At 67.9% G+C, this 19016-nt stretch carries 16 protein-coding genes; 4 read left to right on the plus strand and 12 right to left on the minus strand.

Going from position 1 to position 19016, the window contains the following annotated elements:
- Positions 1–2: 2 nt before the first annotated feature.
- From Q9246_RS15540 to Q9246_RS15550, 3 genes are all read right to left on the minus strand, one after another.
- Complete coding sequence (locus tag Q9246_RS15540; protein ID WP_306391521.1) at positions 3–1319, minus strand: gluconate:H+ symporter; 1317 nt, start codon at positions 1317–1319, stop codon at positions 3–5.
- Between the two features lie 12 nt (positions 1320–1331).
- Entirely contained in the window at positions 1332–4325 is a 2994-nt protein-coding gene (locus Q9246_RS15545; RefSeq protein WP_306391522.1) for a TonB-dependent receptor plug domain-containing protein, read from the minus strand.
- A gap of 131 nt (positions 4326–4456) precedes the next feature.
- Positions 4457–4990, minus strand: coding sequence for a gluconokinase (locus tag Q9246_RS15550; RefSeq protein ID WP_306391524.1), 534 nt, complete (start codon positions 4988–4990; stop codon positions 4457–4459).
- Positions 4991–5307: 317 nt separating this feature from the next.
- On the opposite strand from Q9246_RS15550, the gene Q9246_RS15555 reads away from it, so the two are divergent.
- Entirely contained in the window at positions 5308–5871 is a 564-nt protein-coding gene (locus tag Q9246_RS15555) for a putative glycolipid-binding domain-containing protein (protein ID WP_306391527.1), read from the plus strand.
- Between the two features lie 2 nt (positions 5872–5873).
- Here the strand turns inward: Q9246_RS15555 and mnhG are convergent, their stop codons facing one another.
- The 7 genes from mnhG to Q9246_RS15590 are packed head-to-tail and all read right to left on the minus strand — an operon-like array spanning position 5874 to position 12863.
- Complete coding sequence (gene mnhG / locus Q9246_RS15560; RefSeq protein WP_306391529.1) at positions 5874–6245, minus strand: monovalent cation/H(+) antiporter subunit G; 372 nt, start codon at positions 6243–6245, stop codon at positions 5874–5876.
- Entirely contained in the window at positions 6242–6520 is a 279-nt protein-coding gene (locus Q9246_RS15565; RefSeq protein ID WP_306391530.1) for a K+/H+ antiporter subunit F, read from the minus strand. The genes mnhG and Q9246_RS15565 overlap by 4 nt, the downstream gene beginning before the upstream one ends.
- Positions 6504–7034, minus strand: coding sequence for a Na+/H+ antiporter subunit E (locus Q9246_RS15570; RefSeq protein WP_306391531.1), 531 nt, complete (start codon positions 7032–7034; stop codon positions 6504–6506). The genes Q9246_RS15565 and Q9246_RS15570 overlap by 17 nt, the downstream gene beginning before the upstream one ends.
- Positions 7031–8695, minus strand: coding sequence for a monovalent cation/H+ antiporter subunit D (locus tag Q9246_RS15575; protein ID WP_306391532.1), 1665 nt, complete (start codon positions 8693–8695; stop codon positions 7031–7033). Before Q9246_RS15575 ends, Q9246_RS15570 begins: the two co-directional genes overlap by 4 nt.
- A complete protein-coding gene (locus Q9246_RS15580) occupies positions 8692–9036 on the minus strand; it encodes a Na+/H+ antiporter subunit C (protein WP_306391533.1) in 345 nt (114 codons plus the stop codon). The genes Q9246_RS15575 and Q9246_RS15580 overlap by 4 nt, the downstream gene beginning before the upstream one ends.
- Positions 9036–11948, minus strand: a complete 2913-nt coding sequence (locus tag Q9246_RS15585) for a monovalent cation/H+ antiporter subunit A (protein ID WP_306391535.1) — start codon at positions 11946–11948, stop codon at positions 9036–9038. The genes Q9246_RS15580 and Q9246_RS15585 overlap by 1 nt, the downstream gene beginning before the upstream one ends.
- A gap of 60 nt (positions 11949–12008) precedes the next feature.
- Positions 12009–12863 (minus strand): universal stress protein, encoded by an 855-nt coding sequence (locus tag Q9246_RS15590; protein ID WP_306391537.1) that lies wholly within the window; start codon positions 12861–12863, stop codon positions 12009–12011.
- Between the two features lie 289 nt (positions 12864–13152).
- Between Q9246_RS15590 and Q9246_RS15595 the strand changes: the two genes are divergently transcribed.
- From Q9246_RS15595 to Q9246_RS15605, 3 genes are all read left to right on the plus strand, one after another.
- Complete coding sequence (locus tag Q9246_RS15595; protein WP_306391539.1) at positions 13153–14241, plus strand: porin; 1089 nt, start codon at positions 13153–13155, stop codon at positions 14239–14241.
- Between the two features lie 84 nt (positions 14242–14325).
- Entirely contained in the window at positions 14326–15477 is a 1152-nt protein-coding gene (locus Q9246_RS15600) for a serine hydrolase domain-containing protein (RefSeq protein WP_306391541.1), read from the plus strand.
- 65 nt (positions 15478–15542) lie between these two features.
- Positions 15543–17546 carry an ATP-binding response regulator gene (locus tag Q9246_RS15605; RefSeq protein ID WP_306391543.1) on the plus strand — a complete coding sequence of 668 codons (2004 nt, stop codon included), beginning with the start codon at positions 15543–15545 and terminating at the stop codon, positions 17544–17546.
- On the opposite strand, the gene Q9246_RS15610 is transcribed toward Q9246_RS15605, so the two are convergent.
- Both Q9246_RS15610 and Q9246_RS26555 read right to left on the minus strand, forming a co-directional pair.
- Entirely contained in the window at positions 17528–18514 is a 987-nt protein-coding gene (locus tag Q9246_RS15610) for a Gfo/Idh/MocA family protein (protein WP_306391544.1), read from the minus strand. The genes Q9246_RS15605 and Q9246_RS15610 overlap by 19 nt on opposite strands.
- Positions 18511–18996 carry a heme-degrading domain-containing protein gene (locus Q9246_RS26555; RefSeq protein ID WP_422802387.1) on the minus strand — a complete coding sequence of 162 codons (486 nt, stop codon included), beginning with the start codon at positions 18994–18996 and terminating at the stop codon, positions 18511–18513. Before Q9246_RS26555 ends, Q9246_RS15610 begins: the two co-directional genes overlap by 4 nt.
- Positions 18997–19016 lie beyond the last annotated feature (20 nt).

Consider the following 19016-nt stretch of genomic DNA (forward strand, 5'->3'; position numbering starts at 1 on the left):
CCTCAGCTATGCAAAAACAGCGACAGAAGCATCACGAACAGCAGGCCGAACACGCCCACCAAAGTCTCCATCAGGGTCCAGGAGCGGAAGGTATCCTTCAGGGACAAACCAAAATATTCCTTGAACATCCAGAAGCCGGAATCGTTCACATGGCTGCACATCAGGCTCCCCGCGCCGATGGCCAGCACCATCAGGTTCGGGTCGACGCCGGAACTGTGTACCAGCGGCGCCACGATGCCGCCGGCCGTCACGCCAGCCACCGTGGCCGAGCCCAGGCAGATGCGGATCACGGTCGCCACCGACCAGCCCAGCACCAGCGGCGGCACCGGCAGGCTGGATAGCAGGGCGCCGAGATCGGTGCTGACGCCCGATTCCACCAGTACCTGCTTCAATGCACCGGCGCCGGCGATGATCAACAGGATCGGCGCGATCTCGCGCATCGCCTCGGCCGGTCCCTGCATCACGGCGGAAAAACGCCGGCCCTGCGCCAGCCCCAGCGTCCAGATGGCGACCACGTACGACACCAGCATCACCACCAGTGGATTGGCGAGGAAGGACAGGCCGCCGTTCAGGTCGGGCCTTGCCATCATGAGCACGGTCGTCGCTCCCAGCAGCAGCACCGGAAGCAGCGCAGTGGCGAAGCTGTTGAAGACGCCGGGCAGCGCGCCTTCATCCATCTGGCGGCCATCCTGGAACATGGCCGCGGGCTGGGCCTGGATGCGCCGCAGCGTCATGGCGAACAGCGGCCCGGCGAGAATCAGGGTAGGTATCGCCACCACGATCCCGTACAGCAGCGTGGTTCCCATGTCGGCATGGATCGCCGACACGAGCGCCACCGGCGACGGATGCGGCGGCAGGAAGCCGTGCGCGATCGACAGCCCGGCCAGCAGCGGAATTGCCAGCGCCACCGCCGGCCGCCCCGAGCTATACACGAGCGAGAAGATCAGCGGCACCAGCAGCACGAAGCCGACGTTGTAGTACAGCGGGATGCCGACCACGAAACCGGTGACGGTCAGCGCCACCGGGATGCGCGACGGTCCGAGCGCGTCGACCAGGCAGGTGGCGATGCGGCGCGCGGCCCCGCTGTCGGCGATCAGCTTGCCGAACACGGCGCCCAGGCAGATGATCACCACCAGGGAGCCGAGCAGGTCGCCGATGCCCTTCTCGATCGCGCCGGGGATCTTCGACGGCGGCACCCCAAGCAGCAGGGCCGCCGCGATCGATGCCGCTACGAAGGCCAGCAGGGGCTGGACCTTGCCCCAGGCGATCAACAAGGTCAGCAGGCCGACCGCCAGCAGTACGGAAACGATGTTCCACACGGCTGGCCTCTTTTAAAAGCCGTAGCGCAGGCCGGCCCGGTAGGTGCGTCCAACCACGTCGTACAGGGCCGGGTTGATGCCATAGCTGGCATTGGTCTGCGGTGCGGCTTCAGGCGCACGGTCGGTCACGTTGTCGATCTTGACGTAGGCCTGCAACTGCTTCGACAGGTTGTAGCTGGCGCCGATGTCGAGGTAGGCCGCGCCCTTCATCTTGTTGCTGTAGATGGTCGGGTGGATCAGGGTCGACGTCGGGCAACCGGTCTGGCACTCGATGAAGTCGTTGCGGTAGGTGCCGTCGCTGAACCAGCGTTCGGTCAGCGTGAAACTGAGCTTGTCGTTCTCCCAGGTCTGCGTCGCCAGCACCTTCCACTTCGGCGTATTGCCCATGTTCGAGCCGGCCGAATCCACCGCGATCGTGCCGACCACGCCCGACTCGGTGATGTAGTGCAGGTTGCGGGTGGCCAGCGCGCGGAAGGTGAAGCGGCCCGGCAGGTTCAGGCGCTCCAGGCCCGTCCTGTAGGCGGTCTCGAGATCGAAGCCCTTGACCTTGAGCGAGGCCAGGTTGAAGTTCTGCACCGTGACATAGTTGTTGCCCGGGCTGTTGAGCACCATCGCCTGGCAGATCTCCTGGTTGCCGGCCACGCACAGGTCGACTTCCTGCTGGATCGTCAGCGCCGAGATCACGCCCTTCACTTCGATGTCGAAGTAGTCGGCCGAGATGCTGAAGCCCGGCGCCCACTTCGGCTGGCTCAGGACGATGCCGAAGGTGTTGTTGCGCGCGATCTCCGGACGCAGGCCGGTATTGCCGACCGTGCGTTCCTGCACGCTGATGGTATTGCCCTGGTACTGGACCACGTTGTTGACCACCACCGGCGCCGCGAACAGCTCCGACAGATTGGGCGCGCGCACGTCCTTCGAGGTCACGCCGCGCAGGCGCAGGCCGTCGATCGGGGTCTGCCAGGTGGCGCCCATCTTCCAGCTATTGACACTGCCGGCGGTGCTGTACTTGGTCTCGCGGTCGGCCAGGTTCAGGTTGGCCTCGCCCCAGGTTGCGGACTTGAGCACCGGGATGTTCAGCTCCACATACGCTTCGCGCACGTTGTAGCTGCCTTCGCCGGCGTGGAAGTTACCCGCGTACCAGTTGTTGCCGACCGTGGTGTTGAGCAGCGGGTCGGCCGGGTACATCGCATTGTTCGGCGAGGACGCCATCACGCCGTTGCCGTAGGCGTCGCCGCGCACGCGGTATTTTTCACGGCGATATTCGGCGCCGGTGGCCAGCGAGACCGGGCCGGCCCAGCCTTCGAACAGTTCGCCGTTGATGTTGAAGCTGCCGACGTCCTGGCTCTGTTTGGTGCGCTGGCGTGGGCCGTTCTCTGGTGCGATATAGGCCCAGGCGGCTGGATCGATCGGGTTGTCGCCGATGATATTGAGCGGTACGCAGCCCGATGCCGCGGCCACCGGATTGCGGCACACGATGCGGCCGTCCGGCGCGCGCACGGCGTCGATCGCGGCGTTGTAGCGCGCATTGAGCGTCATGTTGAACGCGTCGAGATTGGTCTTGTTCTCGCCGTGGGTCACATAGGCGTCGTACGACCAGTCCTTGCCGAACAGGGCGAACTTGCCCTCGGCGCCGATCACGAAGCGGCGCTGGGTGCGGGTCGGCTGGACGTCGATATTCTCGGGGAAGATCGCGTTCGAGGTGCCGTATTGGAAGCTCGTGATGTTGTTGCGGGCGCAGGCATCGACGATGGAGGCCGGCAGGAAGGGGTTCGAGCACTGGATGTTCAGGTTGGCGTTTTTCGCTGCGCCCGGATTGGGCGAGAAGCGCGAATCCACCTTGCCGAAGTTGGCGGTGAAGTAGAGCTGGTGGTCCGGCGTGAGGTCATACGACATGCGGGTATAGGCCACCTGGCGCTTGAAGTTCATCGCCAGGTTGGTGCCCGAACCGACGCTGCCGCTCAAGTCGCCGCCGATGCAGAACGGGTTGACGCAGTTGGTGACGGCGCCGGTGCCGGTCGGCCGGCCACCCGAACCGTACTGGAACTGGTAGGGCGCGCCGCCCGGGCCGAAGGCGGTGCCTTGCAGCGGGCCGCTTGTGATCAGGCCGTACTTGGCGTACTGGTATTGCTGCGCCTGTTCGATCACGCGGTATTGTGGCAGGCCGTCGCCGGTCTGGTTCAGCGGGCGTACCGAATAGGCCGGGTTCTGGTACCAGGTGCGGCCGTTCGGGCCCTTGCCGCCGAAGCCGGGCGACTCGATGCCGTTCTCCTTCGTGAACTCGGCGCTGGCCGTCACGTGGAAGCGGTCGTCCAGGAAGGCCTTGCCCCAGGCTGCCTGCACGGTGCCGCCACGGTCGTCGTCGTACTTCGTTTGTCCGCCCTGGACGTTGGCCTTGAAGCCGGTGAATTTTTTGTCGGTGACGAAGTTGACCACGCCGCCCACCGCGTCCGAGCCGTAGGACGCCGAGGCGCCGCCGGTCACCACGTCGACGCGTTTCACCAGCAGTTGCGGGAACTGGCTGACGTCGGTCACGCCGGTGACGTTGGCGCCGACCACGCGCTGGCCGTCGAGCAGGGTAAGGGTCCGGATCGTGCCCAGGCCGCGCAGGCTCAGGGAAGACAGGCCCTGGATGCCGCTGCTGGTGCTGTTGGTGCTGGTGGTGCGGCCGGTGCTGCCCTGCAGGGCAGGCAGTTCGGCCAGGGTGTTGAACAGGTTCGGCTTGGCGGATTTTTCCAGGTCGGCGCTGGTCAGGCTGGTGGTCGGCGTCGGCATGGTGAAGCCGCGCGCGGCGATGCGCGAGCCCGAGATGCGCACGACGGTGGTGGCGGCGCCGTCGTCTGCGGCCACAGGCGTAGCCGGTGGGGCGCTCGTATCGGCCGCGGTATCGGCGCTGGTTTCGGTGGCCGCCGGCGCGGGCTGCGCCTGTTGGGCGTGGGCGAAGCCGACGCTCCAGCAGGCGCTGGCCACGGCCAGGCTGATGAGAGTCCGTTGAACTGGTGTACGCATGATGTCTCCTCGATGCTTGTTGTATGGGAGCGCGCCGTCTCTGTGGAGGGCTGCGCGACAGCTTGCAACTGGCTGCTTGCGAAAATCCCGCCGGACCGCGGTGCCAGGGGCCGCGGTCCAGGCGTCGTGGTTCAGGCGCTGCTGGTGATGCGGTCCACCAGCGCTACTGGCGCCAGCGTGATGTCCAGGGTAAGGCCGGTCTCGTCGGGCTGGAGCGGTTCCAGGATGCTCAGCTGGCTGTCCAGCAGCGAGGGCGGCATGTAGTGGCCGGGGCGGCCGTGCATGCGCACGGCGATCAGCTCGCGCGGACCGGCCAGGTGCACGAAGCGCAGCGCCGGGTCGGCCGCGCGCAGCAGGTCGCGGTAACGCCGCTTGAGCGCGGAGCACGACAGCACCAGGCCCTTGCCCTCGGTCCGGGCCTGGCGGATCTCGCCCGCCAGCGCGTCCAGCCAGCCGGCGCGGTCGTCGTCGTCGAGCGGGATGCCGGCCGACATCTTGCTGACGTTGTCGGCAGGATGATAGGCATCGCCTTCGAAGAAGGGGACGGCATAGTGGGTGGCCAGGGCGGCGCCAACCGTGCTCTTGCCCGATCCGCTGACGCCCATGACGACCCAGCGCAAGGCGCCGGTTGCAGGGACGGGGGTGGTGTCGCTTGATGCTGACATCGTTTCTCCTCGAAAAGACCGTTAGCGCTAACATCGCGTTTTTCGAAGTGTTGTTCAGCTACGATTTTTTGTAAACACGTTATCGATGTTGCAATGCAATGTGGTTCGACGCCGGATTTGCCGCTTTGCAGCGACGAAAAACATGGGCAGCCATGGCTTTTCATTCAGAAAACAGCATCGAAATTTGATAGCGCTAACATTGTTGCGATGCGCAATCTATTTTTTCGCGATGTTGTATTTACTCTACGTTGTGTCGCGCGCGCGACAGTGATGGACTATGTTCTGATCGAGTACGGTTGCGCGAGAGGAGGAAAGCCATGGAGCGAAGTTTCCGCTGGAGAACAATCGAAGGCGACGGACTCGAGTATTTCTCGATCCATGCGATCGAGCGCGGCTTTGTCGCCGAAGGCGTGGTGATCGGAGCGCGCTCCGGCAACCTGGCAGCGGTCGCGCCATTCGGCTGCAGCTATCTGGTCCGTTGCGACGAAGACTGGCATGTGCGCCAGGTGGAAGTGCGGGTGGCGGGCGGCGCCCACCTGCTGCTGCGCGCCGACGGCAAGGGGATGTGGAGCGGCCCGGGCGGCGCGCCACTGCCGGCACTCAGCGGTTGCATCGACGTCGACCTGGCCTGCACGCCGTTCACCAACACGCTGCCGATCCGGCGCCTGGGCGACGCCTTGCGCGTGCGCCACGAGATCCGGGTCGCCTACGTCACCGTGCCCGAGGCGGGCGTGATGCCGTCGCACCAGGCCTACACCGCGCTCGGCGCCGGCCGCTACCGCTTCGAAAGCCTGCCGGATGCATTCGAGGCCGACATCGCCACCGATGCCGATGGCCTGGTCGTCGATTACCCGGGCCTGTTCCGGCGCGCGCCTGCCTGAAACTACTCGCGCGTGATGTGGTACACCTCGCCCGCGGTCGCGCCGGCGTCGCCCTTCTTCGCCCTCAGGTCGCGGTAGACGGCGGCGCGCATGATCATCATCGCCACCACCGGCGCGGTCAGGAGCACGAACACGGTAATGATGATCTCGTGGACCACCACGCGCGACTGCGCCACCGTGAAATAGACCATCGAGGCGATCAGGAGGCTGCCGGCGCCCAGGGTGATGGTGATCGCCGGGCCGTGGATGCGCTGGTAGAAGGTGCGCAGGCGCATCAGGCCGAGCGCGCCGATCAGGATGATGCTGGCGCCCAGGATCAACAGCAGCGAAACGAGCAGGGCGGCCCAGTCGGGAAGGTATTCGATGCCGGTCATTCGATGATCTCCCCGCGCATCAGGAATTTGGCCATGGCGACGGTCGAGACGAAGCCGACCAGCGCGATCAGCATCGCCACTTCAAAATAGACCTGGGTGCCGAAGCGGATGCCCAGCACCAGGGCCAGCAGCATGCCGCACATCCAGAGGGTGTCGAGGGCCAGCACGCGGTCGTGGGCCGAGGGGCCGATCAGCAGGCGCCCGGCGCACAGCGCCATTGCCGCCAGCACGCACACGAGTGCGTAGCCGATCGAGATTTCAAGCAGGGTCGCCATGGCGGACCTCCGTTTCGAAGATGTGGATCAGGGGCTGTTCGTAGCGGGTCTTGATGGTGTCGACCCACCATTCGGCGTCGTGCAGGTCGAACACGTGCAGGACCAGCTCCTGGCTGTCGGGATGCTTGCCAGGCTGGAGCTCGGTCCATACCGTGCCCGGCGTCATGTTGATCAGGCAGGACAGCGCCGCCAGGCCGTAGGGATCGCGAATATCCAGCGGAATGCGGATGAACTGCGAGTTCAGGTTGGCATAGTCGGCGAACAGGATGATCTTGCTCACGTTGAAGCACGAGCGCACCACCTCGACCGACGCGAAGCCCAGCAGGCGAATCGCGATCAGCGGCCGGCGCAGGCGCGGATAGCCCAGCGGGTTGAGATTGCGGGTCAGGACCGGGCCGGCGATGCCCAGCAGCGCGCCGAGCAGGATGTGGCCCGGGTACAGGGTCTGGTTCAGCAGCAGCCACAGGATGCACAGCGCCAGCGACACGAAGGGATAAGGGAGCCAGCGCGTCATGGGGCCTCCTGGGGCGAGAGGGTTGCCGGCGCCAGGCCGGGGGCCGAGCCGGGGCCCGGCACGGTCGGCGCGTCCAGCACCCGGTAGATGTAGCCGCCCGGGCGATGGATGCCGTCGCTGGCGCGCGCCAGGTAGCCGAACAGCGGATTGGCCTGCACCGTCATCAGGACCGACAGCGCCAGCAGGAACAGGATCGGCGCCACTTCGGAGCGGTGCACCTTGGGCGGCTCGGTCGCGCCGCTGGCCCAGAAGGTGCGCACGCCGAAGCGCATCATCGAGATCACGGCGATCAGGCCCGAGACGATGATCAAGACCATCAGGGTCCAGCCCGATGCCGGGATGCTCGCCGCCGCGCCGTCGACCTGCGGATTGAGCAGCGCATGGAACATGCTGAACTTGGCCACGAAGCCCGACAGCGGCGGCAGGCCGGCGATCATCAGCGCGCAGGCGGCGAAGGCCAGCGACAGGAAGGCCATCGCGGCCGGCACGCCGCGGCCGGTGGGCTCGTCGGGCGCATCCTCGACCGCGAACGCTTCCATGGTCAGCGCCAGCATCGCCGAGCGCGGGGTGCGGATGCGGTCGATCAGCTCGATCAGCAGCAGGAAGGCGGCCACCGCGACGGTGGAGCCGACCAGGTAATAGATGCCGGCCGTGACCAGCGCCGGCTGGCCGTAGCCGATCACCGCCAGCAGGGTGCCGGACGAGACGATCGCGCCATAGCCCGCCATGCGGCCGGCGGTATCGGTCGACAGCATGCCGGCGGCGCCGAACACGATGGTCGCCATGCCGCCGTACAGCAGCGCGTCGCCGCCGAAGCCGGCGGCGGCGCCCGCGCCGTCCGAGAAGATCAGCAGCCACAGGCGCAGGATGACATAGGCGCCGACCTTGGTCATCAAGACCAGCATCACCGCCACCGGCGGCGAGGCCGCGGCATAGGTGGTGGGCAGCCAGAAGCCCAGCGGCCACATGGCGCCCTTGGTCAGGAAGGCCAGCGCCAGCACGGTCGCGCCGACCTTGAACAGGGCCAGCTCGTCGCCCGCCAGCAGCGGCACGCGCGCGGCCAGGTCGGCCATGTTCAGGGTGCCGGTGGTGGCGTAGATCAGCGCGGTGCCGAGCAGGAACAGCAGGGCTGCGGCCAGGTTGATCGCGATGTACTGCATGCTGGCGCGGATGCGCTCGGCGTTATACCCGTGCAGCACCAGGCCGTAGGAAGCGGCCAGCATCACCTCGAAGAACACGAACAGGTTGAACAGGTCGTGGGTCAGGAAGGCGCCGTTGATCCCCATGAGCAGGAACTGGAACAGCGTGTGGTAATGCACGCCGATCCGCCCCCAGCGGGTGCGGGTGAAGTGCAGCGAGGCCAGGCCGAGCACCGCGGTGAGCAGCAGCATCAGGGCGCTCAGGCGGTCGGCCAGCAGGGCGATGCCGAACGGCGCGCTCCAGTTGGCGGCCAGGTAGATGCCCATGCCGTCCTGCCAGTGGCCGCCGTCGGTCATGAAGATCAGCGCCAGCGACGTCGCCAGCAGGCCAAGCAGCGAGGCGTAGCTGAGCCAGTACTTCAGGCGGTGCCAGCCCTGCGTCAGCGGGGCCAGGACGGCGCCTACCAGCAGAGGCAGCAATACCGGCACCAGGATCAGGTGCTGGGTCCAGTGCAAACTCATAATTCAGGCTCCTTGCCATCCACGTGGTCGGTGCCGGTCAGGCCGCGCGAACCGATCATCACCACCAGGTACAGCGCGGTGGTGGCGAAGCCGATCACGATCGCCGTCAGCACCAGGGCTTGCGGCAGCGGGTCGGCCAGCAGCGCCGGATTGGGCGTGCTGCCGGCGGGGGTGAGCGGCGGGGCGTCGACCCACAGGCGGCCCATGACGAAAATGAACAGGTTGACGGCATACGACATGAGCATCAGGCCGGCCAGCACCTGGAAGCTGCGCGGACGCAGGATCAGCCAGATGCCGGAGCCGAACACGATGCCGATGGCGAGCGAAATGACGAGCTCCATCAGAAGATCTCCTTGGCGGGCGGGATGGTGGCGCGGGTGGCGTCGGCTGCCACGCGGTGGCTGCGCAGCGACTGGTGGGCCAGCGCGACCAGGGTCAGCATGGTGGAACCGACCACCACCAGGAACACGCCCAGGTCGAACATGAAGGCGCTCGGCACGTGGATCTCGGCCAGGATCGGCAGGGTCACGTGGGCGGTATGGCTGGTCAGGAACGGATAGCCGAGGAAGCAGGCGCCGAGGCCGGTGCCCACGGCGCAGGCCAGGCCCCAGGCGATCCAGCGGTGCGGCCGCAGGCGCAGGTGCGATTCGACCCAGTCGGTGCCGGCCACCATGTACTGCACGATCAGCGCGGTGGCGAAGATCAGGCCGGCGACGAAGCCGCCGCCGGGCAGGTTATGGCCGCGCATGAAGAAGTAGGCGGCCATCACGCCCATCACCGGCAGCAGCATGCGCAGGTACACCGCCGGAATCATCAGGTAGCCGCTCGAGGCCTGCTCGCCAGGTGTCTGGGTGACGGCCGGATCGACGTCGCTGGCCTGCTGCACGGGAATTGCGATGCTTTCGGTGGCCGGGCGGAAGCGGCGCAGCAGCGCATACACGGTCAGGGCCACGGCCGACAGCACGGTGATCTCGCCCATGGTGTCGAAGCCGCGGAAGTCGACCAGCAGCACGTTGACCACGTTCGAGCCGCCGCCTTCGGTCAGCGCGCGCAGCACGAAGAATTCGCCGATCGAGGGCGGCGGGGTGCGCACCAGGATCGCATAGCTGGCGGCGGCGATGCCGAGGCCGCCGGCGACGGCGATGAAGCTGTCGCGTCCGCGCCGGAACCAGGTGCTGGCCGGCGCCCTTTCCTTGAGGCCGGCCGGGGCGAAGCGCGGCGGCAGCCAGCGCAGGCCGAGCAGGATCAGCACCGTGGTCACGGTCTCCACCATCAGCTGGGTCAGCGCCAGGTCGGGCGCCGACAGCCAGACGAAGGTGATCGCCGTGACGATGCCGGTGCCGCCGACCATGGCCAGCGCGACCAGGCGGTGGTACTTGGCGCTGTAGGCCGCGCCGATGGCGCAGCCGGCGCCGATGATCCACAGCACGGCGAACAGCGGGTCGAGCGAATGCACGCTCAGGGTCGGGACCGCGGGCAGCGGATCGACCAGCAGCAGCGGGACGGCCACCATGAAGGCCATCAGCACCAGCATCTGCGGCTGCAGGCGGCGGGTGCCGGTCCAGCGGATCAGGGCGCTGGCGCCGGTCGACAGCGCGAGCATGGTGCTTTCATAGGCTTGCGCGCCCTTCAGGCGGTGCAGCACCGGCACTTCGGTGCGCTCGCGCAGGTCGTGGCGGCGCAGCAGTACCCAGTACAGCAGGGCGCCCAGCACCAGCGCGGCGCCGCTCATCCCGAGCGCCAGGTTGAAGCCATGCCAGATCGCCAGGTCGTACTCGGGCATGGCCACGCCCAGTACCGAGCCGGATGCCACCGCCAGCACGTCGCCGACCACGCGCTCGGGCATGACGCCGACCGCGATGCACAGCACCACCAGGCACTCGACCGGGAAGCGCATCCAGCGCGCCGGCTCGTGCGGCTCCTGCGGCAGGTCTTTCGCCAGGCGGCCGAAGAACACGCTGATGAAGCGCAGCGAATAGGCGACGCTGAAGATGCCCATCGCCACCGCCACATAGGACAGGGTCCAGTCGTCGCTGCCACCCACGTGGGCGGTCTCGGCGAAGAACATCTCTTTCGACAGGAAGCCGTTGAGCAGTGGCACGCCGGCCATTGAGGCCGAGGCCACGATCGCCAGCGCGGCCGTCACCGGCATCGCTTTACGCAGGCCGCGCAGCACGCGCATGTCGCGCGTGCCCGTCTCGTGGTCGACGATGCCGACCGCCATGAACAGCGAAGCCTTGAAGATCGCGTGGTTCATGATGTGGAACACCGCCGCGACCACCGACAGCGGGGTGCCGATGCCCAGCAGGCAGGTGATCAGGCCGAGGTGGCTGATGGTCGAGTAGGCCAGCAGCCCCTTCATGTCGTTCTGGAAGATCGCGAAGAACGAGGCCAGCGCCAGGGTCGCGGCGCCGGCGCCGACGATCAGCCAGGTCCATTCCGGGGTGCCGCCCAGGGCCGGGTACAGGCGCGTGAGCAGGAACACCCCGGCCTTGACCATGGTGGCCGAGTGCAGGTAGGCCGAGACCGGCGTGGGCGCCGCCATCGCGTGCGGCAGCCAGAAGTGGAACGGGAATTGCGCGCTCTTGGTCAGTGCGCCGAGCGCGATCAGTACCAGCGCCGGCAGGTAGAGCGCGTGGGCGCGGATCTGGTCGCCGGCCGCCAGCACCGCCTCGAGCTCGTAGCTGCCGACGATGTGGCCGAGCGTGAGCACGCCGGCCAGCAGGCACAGGCCGCCGGCGGTGGTGACGGTGAAGGCCATGCGCGCGCCGCGGCGGGCGTCGTTGCTCTCCTGCCAGTAGCCGATCAGCAGGAAGGACGTGAGGCTGGTCAGTTCCCAGAACACGACCAGCTGGATCAGGTTGCCGGACAGGACCACGCCCATCATCGAGCCCATGAAGGCCAGCATGTAGGCATAGAAGCGCGCGACCGGATCGCGCTTGGACATGTAGTAGCGCGCGTACAGGATCACCAGCAGGCCGATGCCGAGCACCATGATCGAGAACAGCCAGGCCAGGCCGTCGAGGCGGATGATGATGTCGAGGCCGAACATCGGCAGCCAGCTGTGGCGCGACTGCAGCACCTCGCCGGCGTCCAGGCGGCCGAACTGCGAGATGGCGAAGATGAGGGCAACGAGGGTGAACGCGCCGGCCGCGATGGCGGGACGGTTGCGCGACCCATTGGGAAGGCAGGCGGAAACGAAGGCGCCGGCGAAGGGGAGAAGGACGAGCAGGATCAGTGGCAGTGAGGTCATCGGCATCATCCTTCGGGGCAGTGCGACATGTAACGGCGCGCACAGAGGCGCAAGGCTATTTTAGGTTTGTTCATTCTGTTCTCCAGCGCGCACGAGTAATGTGTCGCATACGACTTCCTGCAGCAGGTGTTCACTGCGGCTGCCCGTCAGGAGGCGCATCAGCGCCGATTCTTCATGCAGGCCGAATACGGCCAGGTCAATACTATTATCCACTACGTGGCGCGCCAGCTGGGAAGCGGGGTCGCCTTCGCCGATCGCCGGAGTCACGCGCGCACGCGCGCCAGGGTCCAGCGCGCAGGCGTCGAGGAAGCGGATGAATGCGGCGCGCGGCGGCGCGTCGGGCGCCAATTTGTCGGCGTCATGGGCGTGGAAGGCCGTGATGCGGGCCTGCGGGAGCAGGCGCGCGGCGGTTTCCAGCGCCAGCTTCGAGGCCGGCGTGAAGTCGATCGCCACCATGATGCTGCGGTAGGGACCGCGCATGCGCTGGCGCACCACCAGCAGCGGCTGGGCCAGCGCGCGCGCCAGTTTTTCGACGGTGGAGCCGAGCAGCAGGTCGCCGAGCGTGTCATGACGCGAGGGGCCGGTGATCACGATCGCGCCCGGCATGGTGGCCGCGGTGTCTAGGATGGCAGCGGCAGTGGCGCCGCCGGCGAAGCGATGGCTGACCGTCAGCCCGCTAGCGCCGAACTCGCGCGCGAGTTCCGCGCGCGCGCCTTGCTCACGCTCGCGCGAAGCGTCGTCGTCCATCCATTGGAGTACTTCGCCGGGCGCCTGGGGTGCTTCATGCACCGTCAAGGTCACCAGCGGAACTGAATAGGCATCGGCCAGCTGCTTGGCGCGTTCCAGGGGCCGGTCGCAGCGGGCGCTCAGGTCCGTCGCAAGCAACAATCCGGGGGGCGTAGTGGGTTCTGGCATGCGCCGCCTCGTGGAAAGTCTTCTCGGAAGGCGACACTCTACCGTAGTTGACGACCTGACTACAACGCGTTTCTTCAGTTATTTCGAATTTACTTCGTATAACTCCGGGTGCAGTGCAGCATTTTCGCGCATCGTCGGCCGGCCCGACGGGTTTTTCATCCCTTGCCGGCGACTATGAAGAAATGCCTGGCGCTGTAAAGCCAGCACGATTGGGGGGATGAATCTCCCCTCGATTGGGTATAGGCCGGGCCAGTGCCCTTGGCCGACAATGCCCGCAAGGAGAATCTTGATGAGTAAATACCTGCATTACGGCGTGCTGGCGCTGGGGGCGTGCGCCGCCGGCGCCCAGGCGCAAACCAATGTCCAGATCTATGCCCGGCTGAACGTCTCGGCCGAATACGTGAAAGCGTCGGCCACGACCGGTGGTCCGCGCCTGAGCCAGCAGCGCGTGTCGGGTAACCGCTCGGTACTGGGCTTTCGCGGCAGCGAAGACCTGGGCGGCGGGGTCAGCGCCATCTTCCAGATCGAGGGCTCGCTCTCGCCCGATACCGGCGCGGGCGAACTGGCGCGGCGCGATACCCGGGTCGGCCTCGATGGCGCCTATGGCACGCTGTTCGCGGGTCATTGGGCGACCGCCTACAACACGTCGACGGCCAGCCTCGATCCCTTCTATCCCACCACCGCCGGCTACATGAGCATCATTAGCAACGGGGCGGCGGCGGCGGTCGACAATGTCAGCAATGTGTACTCGTTCGACCGGCGCCAGGCCAATTCGGTCCACTACTGGAGCCGCCCATGGAAGGGACTCGGCGTGCGCCTCACCCATGGCGTGGCCGAAGAACGCCCCGCCAACGGCGCCAAGCCATCCTTGACCTCGGTCGCCGCAATCTATGAACAGGGGCCGTGGTATGCGACGCTGGCGCACGAGCGCCACCGCGCATACCAGGGGCCGGGCCACAATGACAGCGGCACCAAGCTGGCGGTCGCACGCCGCTTCGGCGATACCCGGGTGGCGCTGCTGGCCGAACGCCTCGAGTACGAAACCGCCGCCGGCGGCCTGGATCGCAATGCCTTCTACGTCTCGGTCAGCCACCAGATGGGTGCGCATGGCGTTCGCTTCGGACTGGCGCGCGCCGGCGACGGCAAGGGGGCGAGCGGCAACCGGGTCGGCTTCGTGCGCGGCGGGGCCGACACCGGTGCCACCCACGTCACGCTCGGCTACGACTACACGCTGTCGAAACGCACCAGCCTCTATGCCTATGTGACCCACCTCGACAACGAGGACAATGCCTCCTACGATTTCGCCATCAACAGCGTCGACGCGGCTCCCGGGGCCACCCTCAAGGGCGCCGCGCTCGGCATGCGCCACGCTTTCTGAGCCACTGCGATTGTCGGGCGTTCATCCGGGCGCTACACTTGGTCATCCTGTCGTCCGTACGGGAATTCGACCGAGGGGAAGCCGATGAAAGCACTGTTGGTGGCAGTCGTAACGATGTTCCTGGCTGGCTGTACGAGCGCGCCGCGCAACGCCGATCCCGGTTTTGCCGACAGCGACATCGAGGCCCTGATGGCGCGCGGCCAGGTGGTGGGGCTGGCGCTGGCGGTGATCGACGAGGGGCAGGTGGTCAAGGTGGCGAGCTACGGCAAGCGCAATCTCGAACGCGGCCTGCCGCTGCAGCCCGACACGGTCATGTACGGCGCCTCGCTGACCAAGACCGCCTTTGCCTACATGCTGCTGCAGCTGGCGAGCGAAGGCCGGCTCGACCTCGACGCCCCACTGACGAAGCTGCTGCCCAAGCCGCTGCCCGAGTACCGGCTTGGCGAGCGCCGCGATTTCAGCGACCTGGCCGGTGACGAGCGCTGGCGCCAGCTCACCCCGCGCATCCTGCTCACGCACGCGGGCGGCTTCGCCAACTTCCGCTGGCTCGAGCCGGACGAGAAGCTGCGCTTCCACTTCAGCCCCGGCGAACGCTATGCCTATTCGGCCGAAGGCATGTACATCCTGCAGCTGATCGTCGAGCAGGGCCTGGGACTGGATGCCGGCGCCGAGATGCAGGCGCGCGTGTTCGACCGCCTGGGCATGCCCAATACCAGCATGCAGTGGCGCCCCGACTTCGCCGCCAACCTGGCCGACGGCTACACCCTCGAGGGCAAGATGGTGCCGCACGACGAGCGCGGCAGCGTCACCGCCGCCGGCTCGATGGACACCACCATCGCCGACCAGGCGCGCCTGTGGGCGGCGCTGGTGCGCGGCGATGCGATCAGCCCCCAACTGCGCGCCGAGATGGTGCGCCCGCAACTACCGATCACGAGCGCCGGCCAGTTCCCGACCCTGGTGTCGCGGCCCGGCGCGCCGGTGCCGCACCTGGCCGCGGGCCTGGGCGTGGTCACGTTCCGGGACCGCAGCGGGCCTGGCTGGTTCAAGGGCGGACATAACGACAGCACCGGCAATATGGCGATCTGCCTCGAGGCGCGCCGCCGCTGCGTGGTGATGCTGTCCAACGACGTACGCGCCGAGCGCCTGTTCCCCGCCATCGCGCGCATGGCGCTGGGCGAGAACGATATGCCATGGGGCTGGGAATACGGCTGGTACGGCACGCCGCCACGGCCCTGACGAGCTTGCCAGCGGGCATTCGTGCAATCCTGACAAGCCGGGGCTGGTAGGATGGGCGCCAGCCCATGAAGATTCTCCTGACAACCCATGCCGTGCCTGCCGGCGCGGCGCTCGCCTGCCTGTTCCTCGCCCTCACCGCGCTGCTCGGCTGGGGCCTGCATTCGCCTGCGCTGATCGGCGCCAGCACCGGTTCGCCGCAGATGTATCCGCTCACCGCTGCCGGTTTCGTATGCGCGGCCGCCAGCGTCCTGCTGCAACTGCATCCGGTGCGCCCGGTCGCGCGCGCCGGCCGCGTGCCGGCCCTGCTGGTGCTGGCGCTCGGCATCGGCTGCGCCGCGATGCGCCTGCTTGACTGGGCGCCGGCGCCGCTGTCGCTGGGCCTGGGCGCCGCATCCAGTGCCTGGAGCCTGCCGGCGCTCCTCACCGCCGGCCTGTTCGTCGTGCTCGGCGCCAGCCTGGCGCTGGTGGGCGCTCGGCGCACGGTCGGCGCAGCCCAGGCCCTGGCCGCCGGTGTGCTGCTGTTCTCCCTGCTGACCCTGGCCAGCTTCGCCGCCGAAGACACGATCCTGTACCAGCTGCTGCCCGGCCGCGGCACCTCGCTGCGCACGGCGCTGGCCTTCCTGCTGGCCGCGGGCGCGGTGCTGGCGCTACGGCCGGACCAGGGCACGATGGCGGCGCTGGCCAGTCCCACGCCGAGCAGCCGCACCTTGCGCCGGCTGATGGCGCCGCTGGTGCTGACTCCGATCGCGCTGGGCATGGTCGCCACCGCCGCGGTGCGCGACGCCGATCCGGGCATCGACCTGACCACCATGATCTGGCTGTTCGTCTGGGGCCTGCTGGTGATCCTGATCGCCGTGGTGTGGCGCTTCGCCTACCAGCTGTACCGCCAGGACCTGACCCGCGCCATGGCCGAGCGCGAACGCAACGAGGCGCTCGAGGCGCTGCGACTGGCGGACGAGCGCAAGAACGAGTTCCTGGCCATGCTGGCGCACGAGCTGCGCAATCCGCTGGCGCCGATCAGCACCGCCGCCGGCCTGCTGAAAAGCGTGTATGCGAGCGACCCGGGCGCGGTACGGCGCACCAGCGAGATCATCGCGCGCCAGGTCGAGCACATGGTGCACCTGGTCGACGACCTGCTCGACGTGTCGCGCGTCACGCGCGGCATGATCGAGCTCAAGCGCGAGCAAGTCGACCTGCGCCAGGTGGTCGGCGCCGCGCTGGAGCAGGTGCAGCCGCTGCTCGACGCCAAACGCCAGCGCCTGCGCACCGAATTGCCGGAAAGCCGGCTGCTGGTCGAGGGCGACACGAAGCGCCTGATCCAGGTGCTGGCCAACCTGGTCAATAACGCCGCCAAATACACGCCCGAGGAAGGCAGCGTGCTGGTCATCGCGCGCATGCAGGGCGGGGAAGCGGTACTGCTGGTGCGCGACGACGGGATCGGCATCGCCCCCGAACTGCTGCCCGATATCTTCGGCCTGTTCACCCAGGCCCGGCGCACGCCGGACCGGGCCGAAGGCGGCCTGGGCCTGGGGCTGGCGCTGGTCAGGAACCTGGTCGAGCTGCATGGGGGAATGGTGCACGCCGACAGCGCCGGACCGGGCCACGGCAGCACCTTCACCATCACCCTGCCACGCCTGGAAGCGCCGCCGGCGCCCGTGGCCACGACGGCGGCTGCGCCGCAGCGTGCGCGCCGCGCAGCCGCATCGCACCTGCTGGTGGTGGACGACAACGCCGATGCGGCGACCTCGCTGGCGCTACTGCTGGAGGCGGACGGCTACCGGGTGGAGGTCGAGCACGCACCGCACCCCGCGCTGCGCCGTGTGCTGGCGCAGGCGCCGGACGCCTGCATCCTCGACATCGGGCTGCCCGACATGGACGGCCGCGAACTGGCGCGCCGGATTCGCACAGGCTTGAAAGAGCGCACGCCGCTGCTGATTGCGCTCACCGGCTATGGCAGTGACGCCGACCGCCAGGCCGCGCTGGACGCCGGCTTCGACCATTACCTGGTCAAGCCGGCCAATATGCAGCAGCTCGCGGCGCTATTGAGCGTTCAGGCGTCGGCCGGGTAGCGCAGGCCGATCTGCCGGCGGATGGTGTCGAGCAGGCCCATGATCGCCAGCGTGTCGTCGTGGGTCATGGCCGGCGATTCGAGCAGGCCTTCGCGCAGGCAGCGGCCGGCCTCGATCGCCTCGTGCGCATAGCCGTTGCCGAGCCAGGGCGTGTCGATCGTGCGCGACGGGCCGTCCAGCAGGTCGACCGTGATGCGCTCGGCCATGTGGAACATGCGGTGCATGCGCACGCTGCCGCGCGTTCCCGATACCACCAGTTCGCTCGGCGCGCGCGCCCGTAGCGAGCAGCTGCAGACCGACAGCGTGCCGCCCGCATGGCGCATGGTGAAGGCGGTGGTCAGGTCGACGCCGGTCTCGCCCATGATGGCCTGGGCCTGCACCGTTTCGACCCGGCCCAGCAGGGCGCAGGCGATCGACAGCGGGTAGATGCCCAGGTCGAGCAGGGCGCCGCCGCCCAACGTTGGATCGTTGACCCGGTGGGCGGGGTCGGGCGTGGCCGAGAAGCCGAAGTCGGCGTGCAGCTGGGTCACCGCGCCGATCTCGCCGGACGCGATGACGCGCTGGACTTCAGCGAGCGCCGGCATGAAGCGGGTCCACATCGCCTCCATCAGGAACAGTTTTTTCGCGCGCGCCAGCGCGACCATCTCGCCCGCCTCGCGCCGGTTCATCGCGAACGGCTTTTCGCACAGCACCGCCTTGCCGGCGCGCAGGGCGAGGATGGCGTTGGCTGCGTGCATCGGGTGCGGGGTGGCGATATAGACGATGTCGATCTCGGGGCAGGCCACCAGTTCTTCGTACGAGCCGAAGGCCAGTGGCGCCTCGAAGGCGTGGGCGAAGGAGGCGGCGCCGTCGGCGCTGCGCGAGCCGACCGCCGCCAGCACGGCGTCGGGCGTGGCGCGCAGGCCGTTTGCGAAATCGCGGGCGATGCGGCCGGTGCCGAGGATGCCCCAGCGGATGACGCGGGTCATGGCTGTTCTCCGATACCGAGATGGTCCTTGAGTGCCGCCACCGCCAGCGCATGGTCGTCGGCGCCGGGCAGGCCCGAGACGGTCACCGTGCCGATCACGCCGCGACCGCGCACGATGATCGGATAGGCGCCGCCGTGGGCCGCGTAGTCGCGCATGTCCAGGCCAGGCAGGCGGTCATGGTCGCCGCCGGCCTGGCGCACCTCGTTGTGGGTGTAGAAGGAGCTATGGCCGGTGCGCTTGACCAGGTTGTTCTTGCGCCGGATCCAGTCGGCGTGGTCTGGCGAGGCGCCCGGCATCGCATGCGCGAACAGCACCGTGTCACCCTGCGTGATCTCGACCGTCACCGGCCGGCTGGCGGCACGTGCGCGGGCCACCAGCGCGGCGCCGAGGGCAGTCGCGGTGTCCTGGTCGAAGCGATCGAACTGCAATAGCTTCTCTTCGCGCAGAAGAAAGTCGAGCGAGACGGTGGCATCCTGGGGCATGGTCAAGGTCAGGGTGGTTG

Source organism: Telluria beijingensis, from assembly GCF_030770395.1.
Lineage (GTDB): Bacteria > Pseudomonadota > Gammaproteobacteria > Burkholderiales > Burkholderiaceae_D > Telluria > Telluria beijingensis.

Excerpts from the sequence above, each read along its gene's own strand:
- Q9246_RS15545 (WP_306391522.1), bottom strand. The coding sequence starts at position 4,325 with ATGCGTACACCAGTTCAACGGACTCTCATCAGCCTGGCCGTGGCCAGC.
- Q9246_RS15550 (WP_306391524.1), bottom strand. The coding sequence starts at position 4,990 with ATGTCAGCATCAAGCGACACCACCCCCGTCCCTGCAACCGGCGCCTTG.
- Q9246_RS15555 (WP_306391527.1), top strand. The coding sequence starts at position 5,308 with ATGGAGCGAAGTTTCCGCTGGAGAACAATCGAAGGCGACGGACTCGAG.
- mnhG (WP_306391529.1), bottom strand. The coding sequence starts at position 6,245 with ATGACCGGCATCGAATACCTTCCCGACTGGGCCGCCCTGCTCGTTTCG.
- Q9246_RS15565 (WP_306391530.1), bottom strand. The coding sequence starts at position 6,520 with ATGGCGACCCTGCTTGAAATCTCGATCGGCTACGCACTCGTGTGCGTG.
- Q9246_RS15570 (WP_306391531.1), bottom strand. The coding sequence starts at position 7,034 with ATGACGCGCTGGCTCCCTTATCCCTTCGTGTCGCTGGCGCTGTGCATC.
- Q9246_RS15575 (WP_306391532.1), bottom strand. The coding sequence starts at position 8,695 with ATGAGTTTGCACTGGACCCAGCACCTGATCCTGGTGCCGGTATTGCTG.
- Q9246_RS15580 (WP_306391533.1), bottom strand. The coding sequence starts at position 9,036 with ATGGAGCTCGTCATTTCGCTCGCCATCGGCATCGTGTTCGGCTCCGGC.
- Q9246_RS15585 (WP_306391535.1), bottom strand. The coding sequence starts at position 11,948 with ATGACCTCACTGCCACTGATCCTGCTCGTCCTTCTCCCCTTCGCCGGC.
- Q9246_RS15590 (WP_306391537.1), bottom strand. The coding sequence starts at position 12,863 with ATGCCAGAACCCACTACGCCCCCCGGATTGTTGCTTGCGACGGACCTG.
- Q9246_RS15595 (WP_306391539.1), top strand. The coding sequence starts at position 13,153 with ATGAGTAAATACCTGCATTACGGCGTGCTGGCGCTGGGGGCGTGCGCC.
- Q9246_RS15600 (WP_306391541.1), top strand. The coding sequence starts at position 14,326 with ATGAAAGCACTGTTGGTGGCAGTCGTAACGATGTTCCTGGCTGGCTGT.
- Q9246_RS15605 (WP_306391543.1), top strand. The coding sequence starts at position 15,543 with ATGAAGATTCTCCTGACAACCCATGCCGTGCCTGCCGGCGCGGCGCTC.
- Q9246_RS15610 (WP_306391544.1), bottom strand. The coding sequence starts at position 18,514 with ATGACCCGCGTCATCCGCTGGGGCATCCTCGGCACCGGCCGCATCGCC.
- Q9246_RS26555 (WP_422802387.1), bottom strand. The coding sequence starts at position 18,996 with ATGCCCCAGGATGCCACCGTCTCGCTCGACTTTCTTCTGCGCGAAGAG.